The sequence below is a fragment of the Burkholderia sp. IT-111MI5 genome (assembly GCF_949752865.1).
In the GTDB taxonomy this organism is placed as follows: Bacteria; Pseudomonadota; Gammaproteobacteria; order Burkholderiales; family Burkholderiaceae; genus Burkholderia; species Burkholderia pyrrocinia_C.
This window is the reverse complement of the sequence record NZ_CATKIF010000004.1, coordinates 27,122-42,606: the sequence shown is the minus strand read 5'-3', so window position 1 is coordinate 42,606 and position 15,485 is coordinate 27,122. Positions and strand designations below refer to the sequence as shown.

General features: G+C 66.5%; 16 protein-coding genes and 1 tRNA gene. 6 read left to right on the top strand and 11 right to left on the bottom strand.

Annotated elements, in window-relative coordinates:
• Window positions 1-238: 238 nt before the first annotated feature.
• Complete coding sequence (locus ACM6JT_RS03265) at window positions 239-808, top strand: acyloxyacyl hydrolase (protein ID WP_034179078.1); 570 nt, start codon at window positions 239-241, stop codon at window positions 806-808.
• A gap of 45 nt (window positions 809-853) precedes the next feature.
• Entirely contained in the window at window positions 854-1,237 is a 384-nt protein-coding gene (locus ACM6JT_RS03260) for a nuclear transport factor 2 family protein (RefSeq protein WP_034179077.1), read from the top strand.
• Between the two features lie 131 nt (window positions 1,238-1,368).
• On the opposite strand, the gene leuA is transcribed toward ACM6JT_RS03260, so the two are convergent.
• Together leuA and ybiB are read right to left on the bottom strand one after the other, a co-directional pair.
• On the bottom strand, window positions 1,369-3,018 hold the full coding sequence (gene leuA, locus ACM6JT_RS03255) for a 2-isopropylmalate synthase (protein ID WP_414855963.1): 1,650 nt from the start codon (window positions 3,016-3,018) through the stop codon (window positions 1,369-1,371).
• Between the two features lie 381 nt (window positions 3,019-3,399).
• Entirely contained in the window at window positions 3,400-4,374 is a 975-nt protein-coding gene (gene ybiB, locus ACM6JT_RS03250) for a DNA-binding protein YbiB (RefSeq protein WP_243564920.1), read from the bottom strand.
• Window positions 4,375-4,567: 193 nt separating this feature from the next.
• Here ybiB and maiA point away from each other — a divergent pair, with 193 nt between their 5' ends.
• The gene (gene maiA / locus ACM6JT_RS03245) at window positions 4,568-5,212 is read left to right on the top strand and encodes a maleylacetoacetate isomerase (protein WP_034179437.1); all 645 of its coding nucleotides are present in this window, start codon (window positions 4,568-4,570) and stop codon (window positions 5,210-5,212) included.
• Window positions 5,213-5,283: 71 nt separating this feature from the next.
• Here maiA and ftsY read toward each other — a convergent pair whose 3' ends face one another.
• Window positions 5,284-6,438 (bottom strand): signal recognition particle-docking protein FtsY, encoded by a 1,155-nt coding sequence (ftsY, locus tag ACM6JT_RS03240; protein WP_105393312.1) that lies wholly within the window; start codon window positions 6,436-6,438, stop codon window positions 5,284-5,286.
• Window positions 6,439-6,653: 215 nt separating this feature from the next.
• Between ftsY and rsmD the strand changes: the two genes are divergently transcribed.
• The 3 genes from rsmD (at window position 6,654) to ACM6JT_RS03225 (ending at window position 8,203) form a co-directional block, all read left to right on the top strand.
• Entirely contained in the window at window positions 6,654-7,268 is a 615-nt protein-coding gene (gene rsmD, locus ACM6JT_RS03235; RefSeq protein ID WP_034179074.1) for a 16S rRNA (guanine(966)-N(2))-methyltransferase RsmD, read from the top strand.
• Between the two features lie 111 nt (window positions 7,269-7,379).
• Window positions 7,380-7,877 carry a pantetheine-phosphate adenylyltransferase gene (gene coaD, locus ACM6JT_RS03230; RefSeq protein WP_031403077.1) on the top strand — a complete coding sequence of 166 codons (498 nt, stop codon included), beginning with the start codon at window positions 7,380-7,382 and terminating at the stop codon, window positions 7,875-7,877.
• Window positions 7,878-7,936: 59 nt separating this feature from the next.
• Window positions 7,937-8,203, top strand: coding sequence for a YfhL family 4Fe-4S dicluster ferredoxin (locus ACM6JT_RS03225; protein ID WP_034179073.1), 267 nt, complete (start codon window positions 7,937-7,939; stop codon window positions 8,201-8,203).
• 81 nt (window positions 8,204-8,284) lie between these two features.
• On the opposite strand, the gene hisC is transcribed toward ACM6JT_RS03225, so the two are convergent.
• From hisC to ACM6JT_RS03185, 8 genes are all read right to left on the bottom strand, one after another.
• The gene (gene hisC / locus ACM6JT_RS03220) at window positions 8,285-9,352 is read right to left on the bottom strand and encodes a histidinol-phosphate transaminase (protein WP_414855962.1); all 1,068 of its coding nucleotides are present in this window, start codon (window positions 9,350-9,352) and stop codon (window positions 8,285-8,287) included.
• 118 nt (window positions 9,353-9,470) lie between these two features.
• The gene (pth, locus tag ACM6JT_RS03215) at window positions 9,471-10,070 is read right to left on the bottom strand and encodes an aminoacyl-tRNA hydrolase (protein ID WP_034179071.1); all 600 of its coding nucleotides are present in this window, start codon (window positions 10,068-10,070) and stop codon (window positions 9,471-9,473) included.
• Between the two features lie 120 nt (window positions 10,071-10,190).
• Entirely contained in the window at window positions 10,191-10,799 is a 609-nt protein-coding gene (locus ACM6JT_RS03210) for a 50S ribosomal protein L25/general stress protein Ctc (protein WP_034179070.1), read from the bottom strand.
• Window positions 10,800-10,959: 160 nt separating this feature from the next.
• Window positions 10,960-11,916, bottom strand: coding sequence for a ribose-phosphate pyrophosphokinase (locus ACM6JT_RS03205; RefSeq protein WP_034179069.1), 957 nt, complete (start codon window positions 11,914-11,916; stop codon window positions 10,960-10,962).
• A 44-nt stretch (window positions 11,917-11,960) separates the two neighbouring features.
• Window positions 11,961-12,037: transfer RNA gene (locus tag ACM6JT_RS03200), tRNA-Gln, on the bottom strand.
• A gap of 55 nt (window positions 12,038-12,092) precedes the next feature.
• Entirely contained in the window at window positions 12,093-12,974 is an 882-nt protein-coding gene (ispE, locus tag ACM6JT_RS03195) for a 4-(cytidine 5'-diphospho)-2-C-methyl-D-erythritol kinase (protein ID WP_414855961.1), read from the bottom strand.
• 27 nt (window positions 12,975-13,001) lie between these two features.
• Window positions 13,002-13,622: a lipoprotein insertase outer membrane protein LolB gene (gene lolB, locus ACM6JT_RS03190; RefSeq protein ID WP_034179067.1), complete on the bottom strand. Its 621-nt coding sequence runs from the start codon at window positions 13,620-13,622 to the stop codon at window positions 13,002-13,004.
• The gene (locus ACM6JT_RS03185; protein ID WP_034179066.1) at window positions 13,622-15,445 is read right to left on the bottom strand and encodes a tetratricopeptide repeat protein; all 1,824 of its coding nucleotides are present in this window, start codon (window positions 15,443-15,445) and stop codon (window positions 13,622-13,624) included. The genes lolB and ACM6JT_RS03185 overlap by 1 nt, the downstream gene beginning before the upstream one ends.
• Window positions 15,446-15,485 lie beyond the last annotated feature (40 nt).

Below are 15,485 nucleotides of genomic sequence, written 5' to 3'. Positions count from 1 at the left end.
ATTTTTCTATCGAGATAGTCGAGTCGATAGTCTAATCTGCGACCAAGGCGGCGGATCGAAGTTCCGTAAACCATTGTTTCTGATGGGAATCAGTAGACGATTTCGATTTTTGTCGTTTTGGAAGGAAGCCATTTCGCTTCGTGATGCCGATCCGAAAAGTCCTTTACCATACCATTCAGTTCGCTCGAGCCAGGCCGTCGCGGCAGGCTCCATTCAACCCACAAAGTTGGAGTGTCAGATGAACAATAAGAAGAATCGCCGGCCCCGCAGCCGGCTTGCGCTGCATGCGATGCTGGCGGCGTCACTTCTGGGCGGATCGGGTGCGGCGTTCGCGGATCGATGGGGTATCCAGGCGGGCGGCGGGTTTTCGGATCGTCACGGGATCGACAAGGCCGATCTCGGCGTGGTGTGGGATCCGGGCTGGAACTGGTGGGAAATCGGCGGCTGGCACTTCGCGTTCGTGATGGAGGGCCACGCCGGCTACTGGCACACGGGCGGCAACGTCCACGGCAGCATCGGCGAATTCGGCGCGCAGCCGATGTTCCGCTTCGTCAAGAGCGCGGGCCAGGTGCGCCCGTTCGTCGAGGCCGGCGCCGGCATCCGGTTCCTGACTTCCCCGACGATCTCCAACAATCTTTCGCTCGCGACGTCGTTCCAGTTCGTGGATGTCGTCGGCGTCGGCGCACAGTTCGGAGAACGGCAACAGTATCAGGTCGGTTACCGTTTTCAACATGTGTCTAACGCGGGTATCAAAGAGCCGAATCCTGGTATAAATTTCCACCAGTTCTACGTGCAGTACAACTTCTGATCCGCATGCCCGCGCACGGCGTGCGCGTTGCCGAGGAGTCAGGCGATGGCGAAGGTGGTCGATGCGATCCGCGCGCTCGAGCGCGATCGGTTCCGGGCGATGGTGGACGGGGACGGCGAGGCGCTCGACGCGCTGCTGTCGGACAAGGTGTTCTTCGTGCACACCAACGGCAAACGTGAAACCAAGCAGCAGTTTATCGACGCCATCGTCGCCGGCCGCCGCCGCTATCGTCAGATCGAAATCCAGTCGCAGGACGTGCTGCCCGTCGGCGGCGAAACCTGCGTCGTCACCGGGCGCGCGTTGATCGAGATGGAAACGAACAACGGCGGCCTGGTGTTCCCGATTGCCTATACGTCCGTCCATACCGAGGAGCAGGGCCGCTGGTGCCTGCTCGCATGGCAGGCGACGCGGTGCGCGACCGAGACATGAGCGCGCGTGGCGCTCCTTTTCATGTCCCCACCGAAGCGGCCTTATGGGCCGCTTTTTGCTGGCCCGTGCGGCGCGGATCGCGCGGCGCACGGGCGGTCACGCCCCGCTCGCTGACTGTCGAACCCTGAGCGTCAGGCCGCCGCGCGGCGATCCGTGCAATGCCATGCCGAACGGTTGATTGCGCTGACGATTGCATCGAGTGCGGCGCTTGCCGCATCGGCGTGCAGGCCGACGCCGTGCCGCAGCGGCGCATCGCCGACCCGGCAGCCGACCGATACCGCGATCCGGCCGTCCGTCGTGCGCGCGTGTTCGCACGACGCGATGTCGATCGCGGTGCCGGCTGCCGCCGCGAATGCCGCGGCCAAATGTCGCACGGCGTCTTCGGGCGTCGCGTCGGCCGCTGCCGGCGCTGCCGCGATCTCGCGGTTCTGCCAGCGTGCACCGCTGCCATGGCGCGCGGCCGGCCCGTCGGTCTCGAAGAATTCGCGGGCGAACAGCGCGCAGATCGCGTCGCCCGTCACTTCCTCGCCGGACGCGTCGGCGAGCGTCTGCACCGCATGGCTGAATTCGATCTGCACGCGGCGCGTCGGCGTGAAGCCCATCCCGCGTTCGAGCAGGAACGTCGCGCCGCCCTTGCCGGACTGGCTGTTCACGCGGATCACCGCATCGTAGCTGCGGCCGAGGTCGGCCGGGTCGATCGGCAGGTACGGCACTTCCCAGACCGCATCGGGGCGCTGCTGCGCGAAACCCTTGCGGATCGCGTCCTGGTGCGAGCCCGAGAATGCGGTGAACACGAGGTCGCCCGCATACGGATGGCGCGGATGCACGGGAATCTGGTTGCAGCGTTCGACGACGCGGCGCACCGCGTCGATGTCGGAGAAGTCGAGGCCCGGGTCGACGCCCTGCGTGTAGAGGTTCAGTGCGAGCGTGACGAGATCGACGTTGCCGGTGCGCTCGCCGTTGCCGAACAGGCAGCCTTCGATGCGGTCGGCGCCCGCGAGCAGCGCGAGCTCGGCCGCCGCGACCGCGGTGCCGCGATCGTTGTGCGGATGCACGGACAGCACGATGCTGTCGCGATACGCGAGGTTGCGGTCCATCCATTCGATCTGGTCGGCGAACACGTTCGGGCTCGCGGCCTCGACGGTGGCCGGCAGGTTGACGATCATCTTGTGGTCGCGGGTCGGCCGCCAGGTTTGCGCGACCGCATCGCAGATCTCGCGCGCGAACGTCAGCTCGGTCATGCTGAAGGTTTCCGGCGAGTACTGGAAGGTCCAGTGCGTGTCGGGGCGCGCGGCGGCGTGCTCCTTGATGATGCGCGTGCCGTCGACCGCGAGTGCCTTCACGTCGTTCTTCGACATCCCGAACACGATGCGGCGGAACGACGGGCAGACCGCGTTGTACAGGTGCACGATCGCGCGCGGCACGCCTTCGAGCGCGTCGAACGTGCGGGCGATCAGGTCTTCGCGCGACTGCACGAGCACCTCGATCGTCACGTCGTCGGGAATCCGCTGGTCGTCGATCAGCTTGCGGACGAAATCGAAGTCGGTTTGCGACGCCGACGGAAAACCGACTTCGATCTCCTTGAAACCGATCGCGACCAGCATCTCGAAGAACTCGAGCTTCTGCTCGATGCTCATCGGCTCGATCAGCGACTGGTTGCCGTCGCGCAGGTCGGTGCTCATCCAGACGGGCGCGCGCTCGATGGTGCGGGTCGGCCAGCGGCGGCCATTGATGCGGACGGGCTCGAACGGACGGTACTTGTCTTGCGGATTGCGCTTCATCTTCTGGACCTCGGGTCTCAAGTCGCGAGCGAAGACGGGCGGCAGGGGCGACGGTTGGCGCTGCCTCGCACCGCGGCGCGCGAAATGCGCTGCGGATGCGGATGATCTTCGCGAATCGACCGACGGATAGACGGACGAATGCTGACGACTTCGGGTTGTAAAAACTGCGAGAGGGGTACGGCGAGGAACTGCTGGGAGGGACCGTGCGGACAGCACACGGCGCTACGACAGCCTTAGGCTAGTCGTAGCGATAGCGGCCGCGCTAGGCGGCCGGAGGTAATTCGGAGGGTGTTCGGAAAGGAACGCATGACGGCAACTCTATGCCAGGATGCGGGCGCGTGTCAAATCGTCGGGGGCGCGGGGCGGGTCGTTGCCGCGCCGTCAGCGCGTGGTGCGGGCGATCTGCACGATCGTCGCGACTTGCCGCGCGACCGTGTCGGGCACCGGCACCTCGCCGCGCAACACGGCGTCCGTCCACGCGGCCGTCGTCGCCGCATCGCGCGATTCGGGCAGCGCGACGGGCGGCGTATCGGTCGACGAACGTTCGGCCTCGATCAGCGTGTCGCATACGCCGTCGTGCAGCCAGTCGACCTGCACCTGGCGCCGCGTATCGGCGACGGCCTCGCCCTCGGTGCCACGCGCGAGCAGCGCGCCGCCGAGCGCGGCGTCCGGATGGTCGCGGAACAATTGCGCGAGGCTGTCGCGGTACGGCGGATGCGTGTAGTTGACGAGCCGCAGGCCGGCCGGCGCGAACGGCTGCAGGATCTTCACGAGCGTGTGCGTCGAGTTGCGCACGCCGAGCACGCTGCGCATCGACAGCAGGTGCGCGATGCGCGGCGCCAGCGCTTCGATCGGCGCGAACGCGACGCGGCGCTCGGCGAGCATGTCCTCGATCGCATCGTGCGACGTCGACGGCGCGAGCGACAGCGCCGAGAAGATCTCCGCGCTCGTCACGCGGCCCGGGTCGCGCTCGACGCCGTGCACGAGCACCGGCACGCCTTCGCGCGCGAGCAGCAGCGCGAGCAGCGGCACGAGGTTCGGCTGCTTGCGCGCGCCGTTGTAGCTCGGGATCGACACGGGGCGGAACGCGGCGTCCTGCACGTGCACGGGCTCGAACGACGCCTGCGCGGCGGCAAGCATCGCGGCCAGCTCGTCGGACGTTTCGCCCTTCAGCCGATAGGCGATCAGGATCGCGCCGAGTTCGACGTCCGACACACGCGCGTCGAGCATCGCGCGATAGAGCTCGAACGTGTCCTCGGCGGACAGTGCGCGCGCGCCGTGCGGGCCGCGGCCGATCTCCTTGATGAAGCGGGCGCAACGGAACGGAACGGCGGCGGGATCGTGGGAAGCGGTCATCGGGACGTGGGGCGGGCGGCCGGCATCGGGCCGCGCGGTGAGCGTAAGGAATGCCCCGAGTATCGCACGGGTGCGGCCGGCGCAAGCGCGGCCGCGCATTGCGTCGCGCTACACTCCGGGTACCGGCGGCGGGCGCGCCGGCTGCGCCGCGCCTGTGCCGTTGCCGGCCGAATACGACTACGAGAGACATCCCATGAAGCTCTACAGCTATTTCCGCAGTTCTGCGTCGTACCGCGTGCGGATCGCCCTGAACCTGAAGCAGCTGCCGTTCGACTATGTCCCCGTGCACATGCTGCGCAACGGCGGCGAGCAACTGAAGGACGAGTACCGTGCACTGAATCCGGATGCGGTCGTGCCGACGCTGATCGACGGCGACGCGACGCTGCAGCAGTCGCTCGCGATCATCGAATATCTCGAAGAAACCCATCCCGAGCCCGCGCTGCTGCCGAAGCAGCCGGTCGACCGCGCGTACGTGCGCGCGGTCGCGCTGCAGATCGCGTGCGAAATCCATCCGCTCGACAACCTGCGCGTGCTGAAGTACCTGAAGCACACGCTGCAGGTACCCGAAGAGGCGAAGAACGCGTGGTACCGGCACTGGATCGAGGCGGGCTTCGAAACGCTCGAGACGCGCCTCGCGAACGATCCGCGTACCGGCAAGCTGTGCTTCGGCGACACGCCGACGCTCGCCGACCTGTGCCTCGTGCCGCAGGTGTTCAACGCGAACCGCTTCTCGATCGACACGACGCGTTATCCGACGATTCAACGGATCGTCGACCATGCATCGACGCTCGACGCGTTCAAGGCCGCCGAGCCCGGCGCGCAACCCGACGCCGAATGAGCGCGGCGCGCCGCGGGCGCGCATGAAAAAGGGCGCCCGAAGGCGCCCTGGGCGATGCGGGCCGGCGGCGTTCAGCCGAGCAGCGCGTCCGCGAATTCCACGGCGCTGAACGGCTGCAGGTCCTCGACCTTCTCGCCGACGCCGATGAAGTAGACGGGCACCGGGCGCTGCCGCGCGATCGCGGCGAGAATCCCGCCCTTCGCGGTGCCGTCGAGCTTCGTGACGATGAGGCCCGTGAGGCCGAGCGCGTCGTCGAATGCCTTCACCTGCGTGAGCGCGTTCTGGCCGGTGTTCGCGTCGATCACCAGCAGCACTTCGTGCGGCGAGCCGTCGTGCGCCTTCGAGATCACGCGCTTCACCTTCTTCAGCTCTTCCATCAGGTGGAGCTGCGTCGGCAGGCGGCCGGCCGTGTCGGCCATCATCACGTCGATCTTGCGTGCGCGCGCGGCGCTGACCGCGTCGAAGATCACCGCGGCCGGATCGCCGCTTTCCTGCTGCACGACCGTCACGTTGTTGCGCTCGCCCCAGACCGCCAGCTGTTCGCGCGCGGCCGCACGGAACGTGTCGCCCGCGGCCAGCAGCACCGACTGGTCGAAGCTCTGCAGATGCTTCGCGAGCTTGCCGATGCTGGTCGTCTTGCCCGCGCCGTTCACGCCGGTGATCATCATCACGAGGGGCTGCGCGCGGCCGAGCATCAGCGATTTCTCGAGCGGCTTCAGCAGCTCGACGAGCAGGTCGTGCAGCGCACCCTTCACCTGCTGCGGGTCGGTCAGCCGGCCGGTGCGCACCTTTTCGCGCAGTGCGTCGAGCAGGTACTCGGTCGCGTCGACGCCCGCGTCGGACATCAGCAGCGCGGTTTCGAGTTCCTCGTACAGATCCTCGTCGATCTTCGTGTTGACGAATACGCCGGTGATGCTGTTGCCCGTTTTCGCGAGCCCCGTTTTCAGGCGCGCAAGCCACGATTTCTTCGCGGATGCGTCCTGCAGCGGCGGCGGGACGATCTCGACCGTCTCGACGACTTCGTCGCGGCCGTCGTTGGTCGGCGTGACCGTCATCACGACGGCCGGCGCGGCCGGTTGCACGGGCGCCTGCGGCACGTCGGCCGCGGGCGGAGCCTCGAGCACGGGCGCATCGGACGGCTCGTCCGTTTGCTGCGCGTCGGCCGATTGCGATTCCGCGGGATCGGGCTCCTGCGTTTTCTTGAATCGTTTGAAGAAGCTGAACATGGTCTGACGTCGGGAAGAGGGGGGCCGCCGCCAGAAGCGGGGCGCCGGACGGGCCGTTCTGCGTTCGCGCGGGCGCGGCGCACGGCGGCCGAAACCGTGCATTTTATCAGTGCGGCGTGGCGCTCGCGTCAGTGCGCGTCGCCGCTGTGGTAACGTGCGCCTGTTTGGCGGTGCGCCCTGGCGCGCGCCCGGTCCCTCCGTTGCCTATATTCCGTATGTCCCGTTCCTCTCCCGGCCGCCCGGCGGCCCCTCCTGGCCGCGGCAAGCCGCACACGATCCGCATCATCGGCGGCGACTGGAAACGCACTCCGCTCGCGGTGCTCGATCTCGACGGCCTGCGGCCGACGCCCGATCGCGTGCGCGAGACGCTGTTCAACTGGCTCGGCCAGGATCTCGAAGGCCGGCGCTGCCTCGACCTGTTCGCGGGCACCGGCGCGCTCGGCTTCGAGGCCGCGTCGCGCGGCGCGGCGAGCGTCGTGATGGTCGAACGCCATCCGCGCGCCGCGCAGCAACTGCGTGCGATCAAGGACAAGCTCGGCGCCCGCACGGTCGAAGTCGCCGAAGCCGATGCGTTGCGGCTCGCGGCCGGGCTCACGCCGGGCGCGTTCGACGTCGTGTTTCTCGATCCGCCGTTCGGCGATCCGGCCGCGCTGGAGCGCGCGATCGCGCTGTCGGCGCCGCTCGTCGCGGCGGACGGTGCGCTTTACGTCGAGACGGGGGCTGAACTCGATCCGGCCGCACACGACGCGCTCGCGGGCTGGCAGGTCGTGAAGCACGGCAAGGCCGGTGCGGTTCACTATCATTTGCTGCGGCGCGAAAATGATGAATAATGCGCGTTCCATACGAGGCGGCGCGCCGCAAAGGCGACGCATGCCCATCTCGGCAGTGGCGTGCGCATCGCACCGCTGCCATCCCGTTTGCGTGATGACAGGAGGAGCGACATGGTAGTCGCCGTGTATCCCGGTACGTTCGATCCGCTGACGCGCGGGCACGAAGACCTCGTGCGGCGTGCGTCGAGCATTTTTGATACGCTGGTGGTCGGTGTCGCCGACAGTCGCGCGAAAAAGCCGTTCTTCTCGCTCGAAGAACGTCTGACGATTGCGAACGAGGTGCTCGGCCATTATCCGAACGTGAAGGTGATGAGTTTCACCGGTCTCCTGAAGGACTTTGTCCGCACCAACAACGCACGCGTGATCGTGCGCGGCCTGCGCGCCGTGTCCGATTTCGAATATGAGTTCCAGATGGCGGGGATGAACCGCTACCTGCTGCCCGACGTCGAGACGATGTTCATGACGCCGTCCGATCAGTACCAGTTCATCTCGGGAACGATCGTGCGCGAAATCGCGCAGTTGGGCGGCGATGTCAGCAAGTTCGTGTTCCCGTCCGTCGAGAAATGGCTGACCGAGAAAGTCGCCGCGATGGGAGGCCCTGCCGCGTGACGCGGCGCCGGCCGGTTTCGTTGCGAAGCCGGCCGCCGGCCTGAAGAAGTGAGATCAGTATGGCTTTGATGATTACCGACGAGTGCATCAATTGCGACGTGTGCGAGCCCGAGTGCCCGAACGGCGCGATTTCGATGGGCCCGGATATCTACGTGATCGACCCGAACAAGTGCACCGAGTGCGTCGGCCATTTCGACGAACCGCAGTGCCAGCAGGTGTGTCCGGTCGAATGCATTCCGCGCGATCCGCAGCATGACGAATCGCACGCGCAATTGATGGAGAAGTATCACGCGTTGATCGCCGGGAAGGGCGACGACGCGTCGTGACCCTGCGGTGACGCGCGCGCTTTGGTTTATCGGCGCACGCGTCACGCGTCCCGAGCGGCGCCGTCCGGCGCCGGTTCTTCGTTAGGCAAGCAGCTCGCGCAGCGCCGCGACGAGCGCATCGCATTCGGCGTCGGTGCCGACGGTGATGCGCAGATGCTGGTCGATCCGCGGCAGCCGGAAGTGCCGCACGAAAATTTCCCGTTCCTTCAGCTTTGCCGCGATCGCGCCCGCATTGTGCGCGGGATGGCGCGCGAACACGAAATTCGCGGCCGACGGCACGACGTCGAAGCCGAGCGCGTCGAGCGCGTGCGTGAGCCGCGTCCGGCTGTCGATCACGCGCCGGCAGGTCGCGTCGAAATAGTCGGTGTCCTCGTACGCGGCCTGCGCGGCGACCTGAGCGAGCCGGTCGAGCGGATAGGAGTTGAAGCTGTCCTTCACGCGGTTCAGCGCGTCGATCAGTGCCGCATCGCCGAACGCGAAGCCGACGCGCATGCCCGCGAGCGAGCGCGCCTTCGACGTCGTGTGCACGACCAGCAGGTTCGGATGGCGGTCGATCAGCGTAATCGCGGACTGCGCGCCGAAATCGACATAGGCCTCGTCGATCACGATGACCGACGACGGATTCGCGGCCGCGATCCGCTCGACGTCCGCGAGCGGCAGCGCGCGCCCGGTCGGCGCATTCGGGTTCGGAAACAGCACGCCGCCGGCGTCGTCGAGATAGTCGTCGACGCGGATCGAGAAGTCGTCCGCGAGCGGCACGACCGTGGTCTGTACGCCGTACAGGCGAGCGTAGGTCGGATAGAAGCTGTACGTGATGTCGGGAAACCGCAGCGGCCGGTCGTGCTTCAGCAGCGCCTGGAACGTGTGCGCGAGCACCTCGTCGGAGCCGTTGCCGACGAACACCTGTTCGGGCTTGATGCGGTGATGGGCCGCGACCGTCTCGCGCAGCGCGCGCGCGACCGGATCCGGATAGCGGCGCAGCGTGTCGCCGGTCTCGCCGAGTTCGCGTGCGATCGCCGCGACGACGCGCGGCGACGGCGGATAGGGATTCTCGTTGGTGTTCAGCTTGACGGGGTGCGCGAGCGCGGGCTGTTCGCCCGGCACATAAGGCACGAGTTGCTGAACGACGTCGCTCCAGTAACGGCTCACCGCTTGGCTCCTGTCGGGCAAAACGACGAGATTACCGCATGTGCGCGTCAAGGTGGGGAGGGCGGTGCCGCCCGGCGACGCCGGACGGCCCGATGCACCGGGCCGGTGCGATGCGCGGTCAGTTGCGATGCAGCTGCATCGTCGCGCGGTCGAGTTCGCCCTTGACGACCATCGGCATCACGGCGAGCGCGCGTTCGATCGACGCGTCGATCACGTCCTGTTCCTCGCGGCGCGGCGGCTTCAGCACGAAGTTCGCGACGTCGGGCTTCGCGCCGGCGCGCGCGCTTTCCGGAATCAGGTCGCGCGGATGGCCGATGCCTATCCGCAGCCGCCAGTAATGCTGCGTCGACAGGTGTGCGGAGATGTCCTTGAGGCCGTTGTGGCCGCCGCTGCCGCCGCCGAGCTTCAGCTTCACGGTGCCGGGCGGCAGGTCGAGCTCGTCGTGCGCGACGAGAATCTGGTCGGGCAGGATCTTGAAGAATTGCGCGAGCGCGACGACCGACTGGCCGGAGCGGTTCATGTAGGTCTGCGGCTCGAGCAGGTGCACTTCCTCGCCGTGCAGGCGTGCTTTCGCGTAGAAGCCGTGGAAGCGGCGCTCGTCGCGCAGCGTCGTGCCTGCCTCGCGGGCGAGCTGGTCGATCAGCCAGAAGCCGGCGTTGTGGCGCGTCGCGGTGTATTCCGCCCCGGGATTGCCGAGGCCGACGATCAGTTTGATCATGACGTTTCGAAGGCGGCGGCTGCCGCCTGGGCGCAGAAAAAGAAAAACCCGCCGGGCAAGCCGCGGCGGGTTGCGTCGACCGTTTCGTGAAACGGATCGATCGGGCGCGTAGGCAGCCGCTTAGGCAGCCGGCGTTTCGCCTTCGCCTGCTGCGTCCGACACGGCACCAGCCGGGACCGTCGCCGATGCGACAACCGGGTTTTCCGCATCGATGTGCGCGACCAGCGCGACGCCCTTCGGCAGCGCGATGTCCTTCGCGTGCAGCGACTGACCGGCTTCGATCTTCGACAGGTCGACTTCGAGGAACTCCGGCAGCGCAGCCGGCAGGCACTCGATTTCGATTTCCGTCGCGACGTGCGACACGACCGCGCTCGACAGCTTCACGGCCGGGCTGACTTCGGCGTTCAGGAAGTGCAGCGGCACCTTCGTGTGCAGCTTCTTCTTCGCGTCAACGCGCTGGAAGTCCACGTGCAGCACCAGTTGCTTGAACGGGTGGTATTGCACGTCGCGCAGCAGAACCTGCTGCGACTGGCCGGCCACTTCGAGGTCGAGGATCGACGAGTGGAAGGCTTCCTTCTTCAGGGCGTGCCACAGGGCGTTGTGATCGAGTTCGATCTTTTGCGGGGCTGCTTCGCCACCGTAAACGATGCCCGTGGTCTTACCGGCGTTGCGCAGGCGGCGGCTCGCACCCGTACCTTGCTGTTGGCGCTCGAAAGCGACGACTTTCATGTGATTCTCCAATGGCTGCCCGCGACCAGGCAGTAAAACGGGGCCGTCAAACGGCGGCCCCCGATGAAACGGCGGGGTTTCGTCTATCCCGTCCGATTGTGCAAAAAGCGAAGCGTTGCCGCTTCGCTTTCTGCGCATGCTTTCTTGTGTCGACTCGCGATCAGGATTCCGCGAACAGCGACATCACCGAATCGCCGCGGCGGATCCGCGAGAACGTCTCGGCCAGCAGGCTCGCGCTCGTCAGCGAGCGGATCTTCGAGCACGCCAGCGATTCGGCCGACAGCGGGATCGTATCGGTGACGACCAGCTCGTCGAGTGCCGATGCGGCGATGCGGTCGGCGGCGCCGCCCGACAGCACGGGGTGCGTCGCGTACGCGAACACCTGCTTCGCACCGCGGTCCTTCAGCACTTGCGCGGCCTTGCAGAGCGTGCCGGCCGTATCGACCATGTCGTCCATGATCACGCAGGTGCGGCCTTCGACTTCACCGATGATGTTCATCACTTCGGCGACGTTCGCCTTCGGACGACGCTTGTCGATGATCGCGAGATCGCAGTTGAGCTGCTTCGCGAGTGCCCGGGCACGCACCACGCCGCCGACGTCCGGCGACACGACGAGCAGATCCGAGTAGTTCTGCTTGCGCAGGTCGCCCAGCAGGATCGGCGTTGCGTAGATGTTGTCGACCGGGATGTCGAAGAAGCCTTGAATCTGGTCGGCGTGCAGATCCATCGTGATGATCCGCTCGACGCCGGCGATTTCCAGCATGTTCGCGACGACCTTCGCCGAGATCGCGACGCGCGCCGAACGCGGGCGGCGATCCTGACGGGCGTAGCCGAAGTAGGGGATGGCTGCAGTGATCCGGCCGGCCGATGCGCGCTTGAGCGCGTCGACCATGATCATCAGTTCCATCAGGTTGTCGTTCGCCGGCGCGCACGTGGATTGCAGGACGAAGACGTCCTTGCCACGCACGTTTTCCTGGATCTCGACCTGGATCTCGCCGTCGGAGAAACGGCTGACCATTGCTTTGCCGAGGGGAATTCCAAGAATGTTGACGACTTCCTGGGCGAGCGCGGGATTCGCGTTGCCAGTAAAAACCATCAGGCCGTCATGGCTGCTCATCGTGCACCTGCTTCAGGCTTAGGCGGGAAATGCGGGAAAATTTTTGGCAGGGGAGGAAGGACTCGAACCCTCGCATGCCGGAATCAAAATCCGGTGCCTTGACCAACTTGGCGACTCCCCTACACTTAACTGATAACTTCACCGGACTCGTGTAGGCCATCCGGCAAAGTAAAACTTCATGACGCGAAAGCGAAGAGCGGATGCTCGTTCAGGCTCTCGGCAACTGCGCCGTTCCAACTGGCGGGCAGCTTGGCTTTCGCCGCTTCTGCCTCGTGTTTGCTGCGAAACGCTGCAAACACGCTTGCTCCGGAGCCGGTCATCCTCACGGGGGTCACATCATACAACCATTTGACCACCTGCGCAACTTCCGCGTACTTACTTGTCACAACTTGCTGCATATCGTTCCGGCCGAAGCTGTCTGGCCATCCCGCATCGCTGTTTTGCTGTGCAAGAAAGTCAGCAATTGTGACGGGCTTCGAATCTCTTGTCAACAACTCATCTGAAAATATTTCAGCGGTCGGGACATGAACGCGTGGCGTCACAACCAAGAACCAGCGAGTCGGCAATTCTACCTCAGCTAATTCTTCTCCGATACCCTCTGCGAACGCATTTTTTCCAAAAATAAAAAACGGGACGTCTGCGCCGAGTTTCACCGCGAGCGACTGAAGCTCCGTGCGCGGCAGGTCGAGTTGCCACAGGCGGTTCAGCGCGAGCAGCGTCGTTGCCGCGTCGGAGCTGCCGCCGCCGAGGCCGGCGCCCATCGGCAGGCACTTGTCGATCTCGATGTCGACGCCGAGTGCGGTGCCAGTGTGCGCCTTCAGCAGGTTGGCCGCGCGCACGACGAGATCGCTTTCCTCGGGCACGCCGGGCACGTCGGTGACACGCGCGACGCGGCCGTCGTCGCGCAGCGTGAAGTGCAGCGTGTCACCCCAGTTCAGCAGCTGGAACACGCTCTGCAGATCGTGATAGCCGTTCGGGCGGCGGCCGGTGATGTGCAGGAACAGGTTGAGTTTCGCGGGCGCAAGGCAGTTGCGCAGCGAGCGGGTCGAATCGGTCATGCGTATGTCGAGGCTAGGCGCACGTGCTCACTGATCGAGCACGAGCTTGATGTCGAGCGGCGGCGTCGCGCGCACGAGGTTGACGCGTTTGACGCCCGTGGCCGGGGCGTCCGCGTAGGCAAGGTAGTCGATCGTCCAGCCGTCCTGGCGGATCTGCTTGACGTGCGTGTCGTCGGCCGGATCGCGTACCGTCTCCGCGGGCGTCGCGGGCGCGGGCGTCGGCAGCAGCCAGTAGCGCAGGCCCGCGAGCGGCAGTGCGAAGCCGAGCGTTCGCTGCATCAGGTCGCCGACGTCTGTCGCATATTGCGTCGGTCGGTTAGGCAACTCGAGCGACGCTGCCTGCGGCGTCGATTTCACGACCGCGAGCGTCTGGCCGAGCGGGCTGCGCAGCTCGAGCGACACGTCGTTGCCGTGCTCCTGCCAGTCGAAGTTGCCGTACACGTTCTGCTGCCTGCCGAGACGGTCGTCGTACTGCACCGCGAAGCGGCCATGGTAAGCGTGCGTCGCGGCGGTCTGCAGCACCGCGCCCGTCGGCGCGCTTGCCGACGGCGGCGTGCTCGCGCAGCCGGCGAGCGCGAGCGCGGCGCCGGCCGCGGCCAGCGTGCGCTGCGCGCGGGAGGACAGGGAAAGCATCGGGAACATCTGCATCAGAGGCCGTTGATCTGCAGGCGCTTCAGCGTCTGCACGAGCGTTTCGTTGTCGGGCTCGAGCTTCTGCGCGGCACGCCACGCGGAACGCGCGTCGTCCTGTGCGCCGCTCTTCCACAGCACTTCGCCGAGGTGAGCACCGATTTCGGCGTTCGGCTGCAGTTCGTACGCGTGCCGCAGGACCTTCGTAGCGCCGGCCGTGTCGCCCATCCGGTACTTCACCCAGCCGAGGCTGTCCATGATGTAGGCATCGTTCGGCGCGAGCGTCATCGCCTTGTCGATCAGCTTGCTGGCTTCGGGCAGGCGCTGGTTGCGGTCGGCAAGCGAATAGCCGAGCGCGTTGTACGCCTGCGGGTTGTCGGGCTGCGTGCGGATCAGCTCGCGCAGCTGCTGTTCCATCGTCGTGTAGTGGCCGGTCTTTTCGGCCGCCATCGCGTAGTCGTAGCGCAGGTCGGGATCGTCCGGGAAGTCCTGGACCGCCTGCCCGAGCCGTGCCTCGGCTTCCGGATAGCGCTTCGCGGTGAACAGGATCGACGCGTCGGTGCGCGCGACCACGGCCGCGTCGCGCGGATCCGTGATCGGCAGGTCGTCGAGCACCTTGCGCGCCTCGTCGGTCTTGCCCTGTTTCTGCAGCAGCTGCGCGCGCGTGATCTGTGCGGGGAGATAGTGCTGGCTCGTCTGGTCGACCTTGTCGAGCCATTGCGACGCCTGTGCATCGTTGTTCTGGTCGATCGCGATCTGCGCGAGGTAGATGTAGCCCTGGCCGACGTCGAGGTTCTGCTGCTTGTCGCCGAGCTGCACGTACTGCTTCAGGTAGGCGGTCGCTTCGTCGAGTTTCTTCTGCTGAATCTTGATCAGCGCGAGCGCCATCAGCGGCGTCGGATCCTTCGAGTCGAGCTTGCGCATCGTCTCGAACTGCTTCTGCGCGTCGTCGAGGCGATCGTCGGCGAGATAGAGCTGCGACAGCGCGAGCCGCGCGTCGCGCGACTTCGGATTCTGCTGAACATATTTCTCGAACGACGCGATGCCCGCCGCGCGTTCCGCCGGCCCCATCTGCGACAGCATCAGCGCCGCCGGCAGGTAGTCGGGGCGGAGTTGCAGCGCCCGCTTCAGCGATTGCGCGGCGCCGTCCTTGTCGTCGACCGCGAGCTGCTGCCGCGCGATCGCGAGCTGCGCCTCGGGCCGGTTCATGTCGTTCTTCAGCATGTCCTTCAGCACCGCGAGGCCGCCGACGCGATCGGAGCCGCGCACGAGCAGCGCCTGCAGCGCGAGGATCGCTGGCCCGCGCGTCTCGCCGGTTGCGCGGGCCAGCTCGCGCGCGAGCATCGGCTGCGCGTCGGCCGGCTTGCCGGCGAGCACCAGCAGCGCGGCGTCGACCTGCGACGCCCGGTTCGAATCCGGTGCGTACTGGCGCCACAGGTTCGCGGCGGACAGCGCGTCGGCCGGGCTCTGTGCACCGAGCGCGATCTCGGTCGCACGCTGCGCCATGCGCGGATCGCGCGTGTCGCGGGCGAGCGCGAGGTAGGTCTGGTACGCTGGCGCCGGCTGGTTGCGCTGGAGCGCGACCTCGGCGGCGAGCACCTGGTAGACGATCTGGCTCGTCAGCGGGACACCGGGGAGATTCTTCTGCTCATCCGGCATCACATGCTCGAACGCGCCCTGCGGCTCCGCGTCGTCCGATGCCGGATCCTGCGCGTGAGCCGGGAAGGCGGTGAGGGTCCAGGCGGCAAACAGCGCGGCGCCGAGTGCACGACGGACCGGGAAGGCGCGCGCGCCGCGCGCGGCGGCGGGGCGCTTCTGAAGCAGCTTCGAGGGCAGAGTCATGGAAATCCGTTCGATGTTTCAACCGATTGTAACGCGCTCG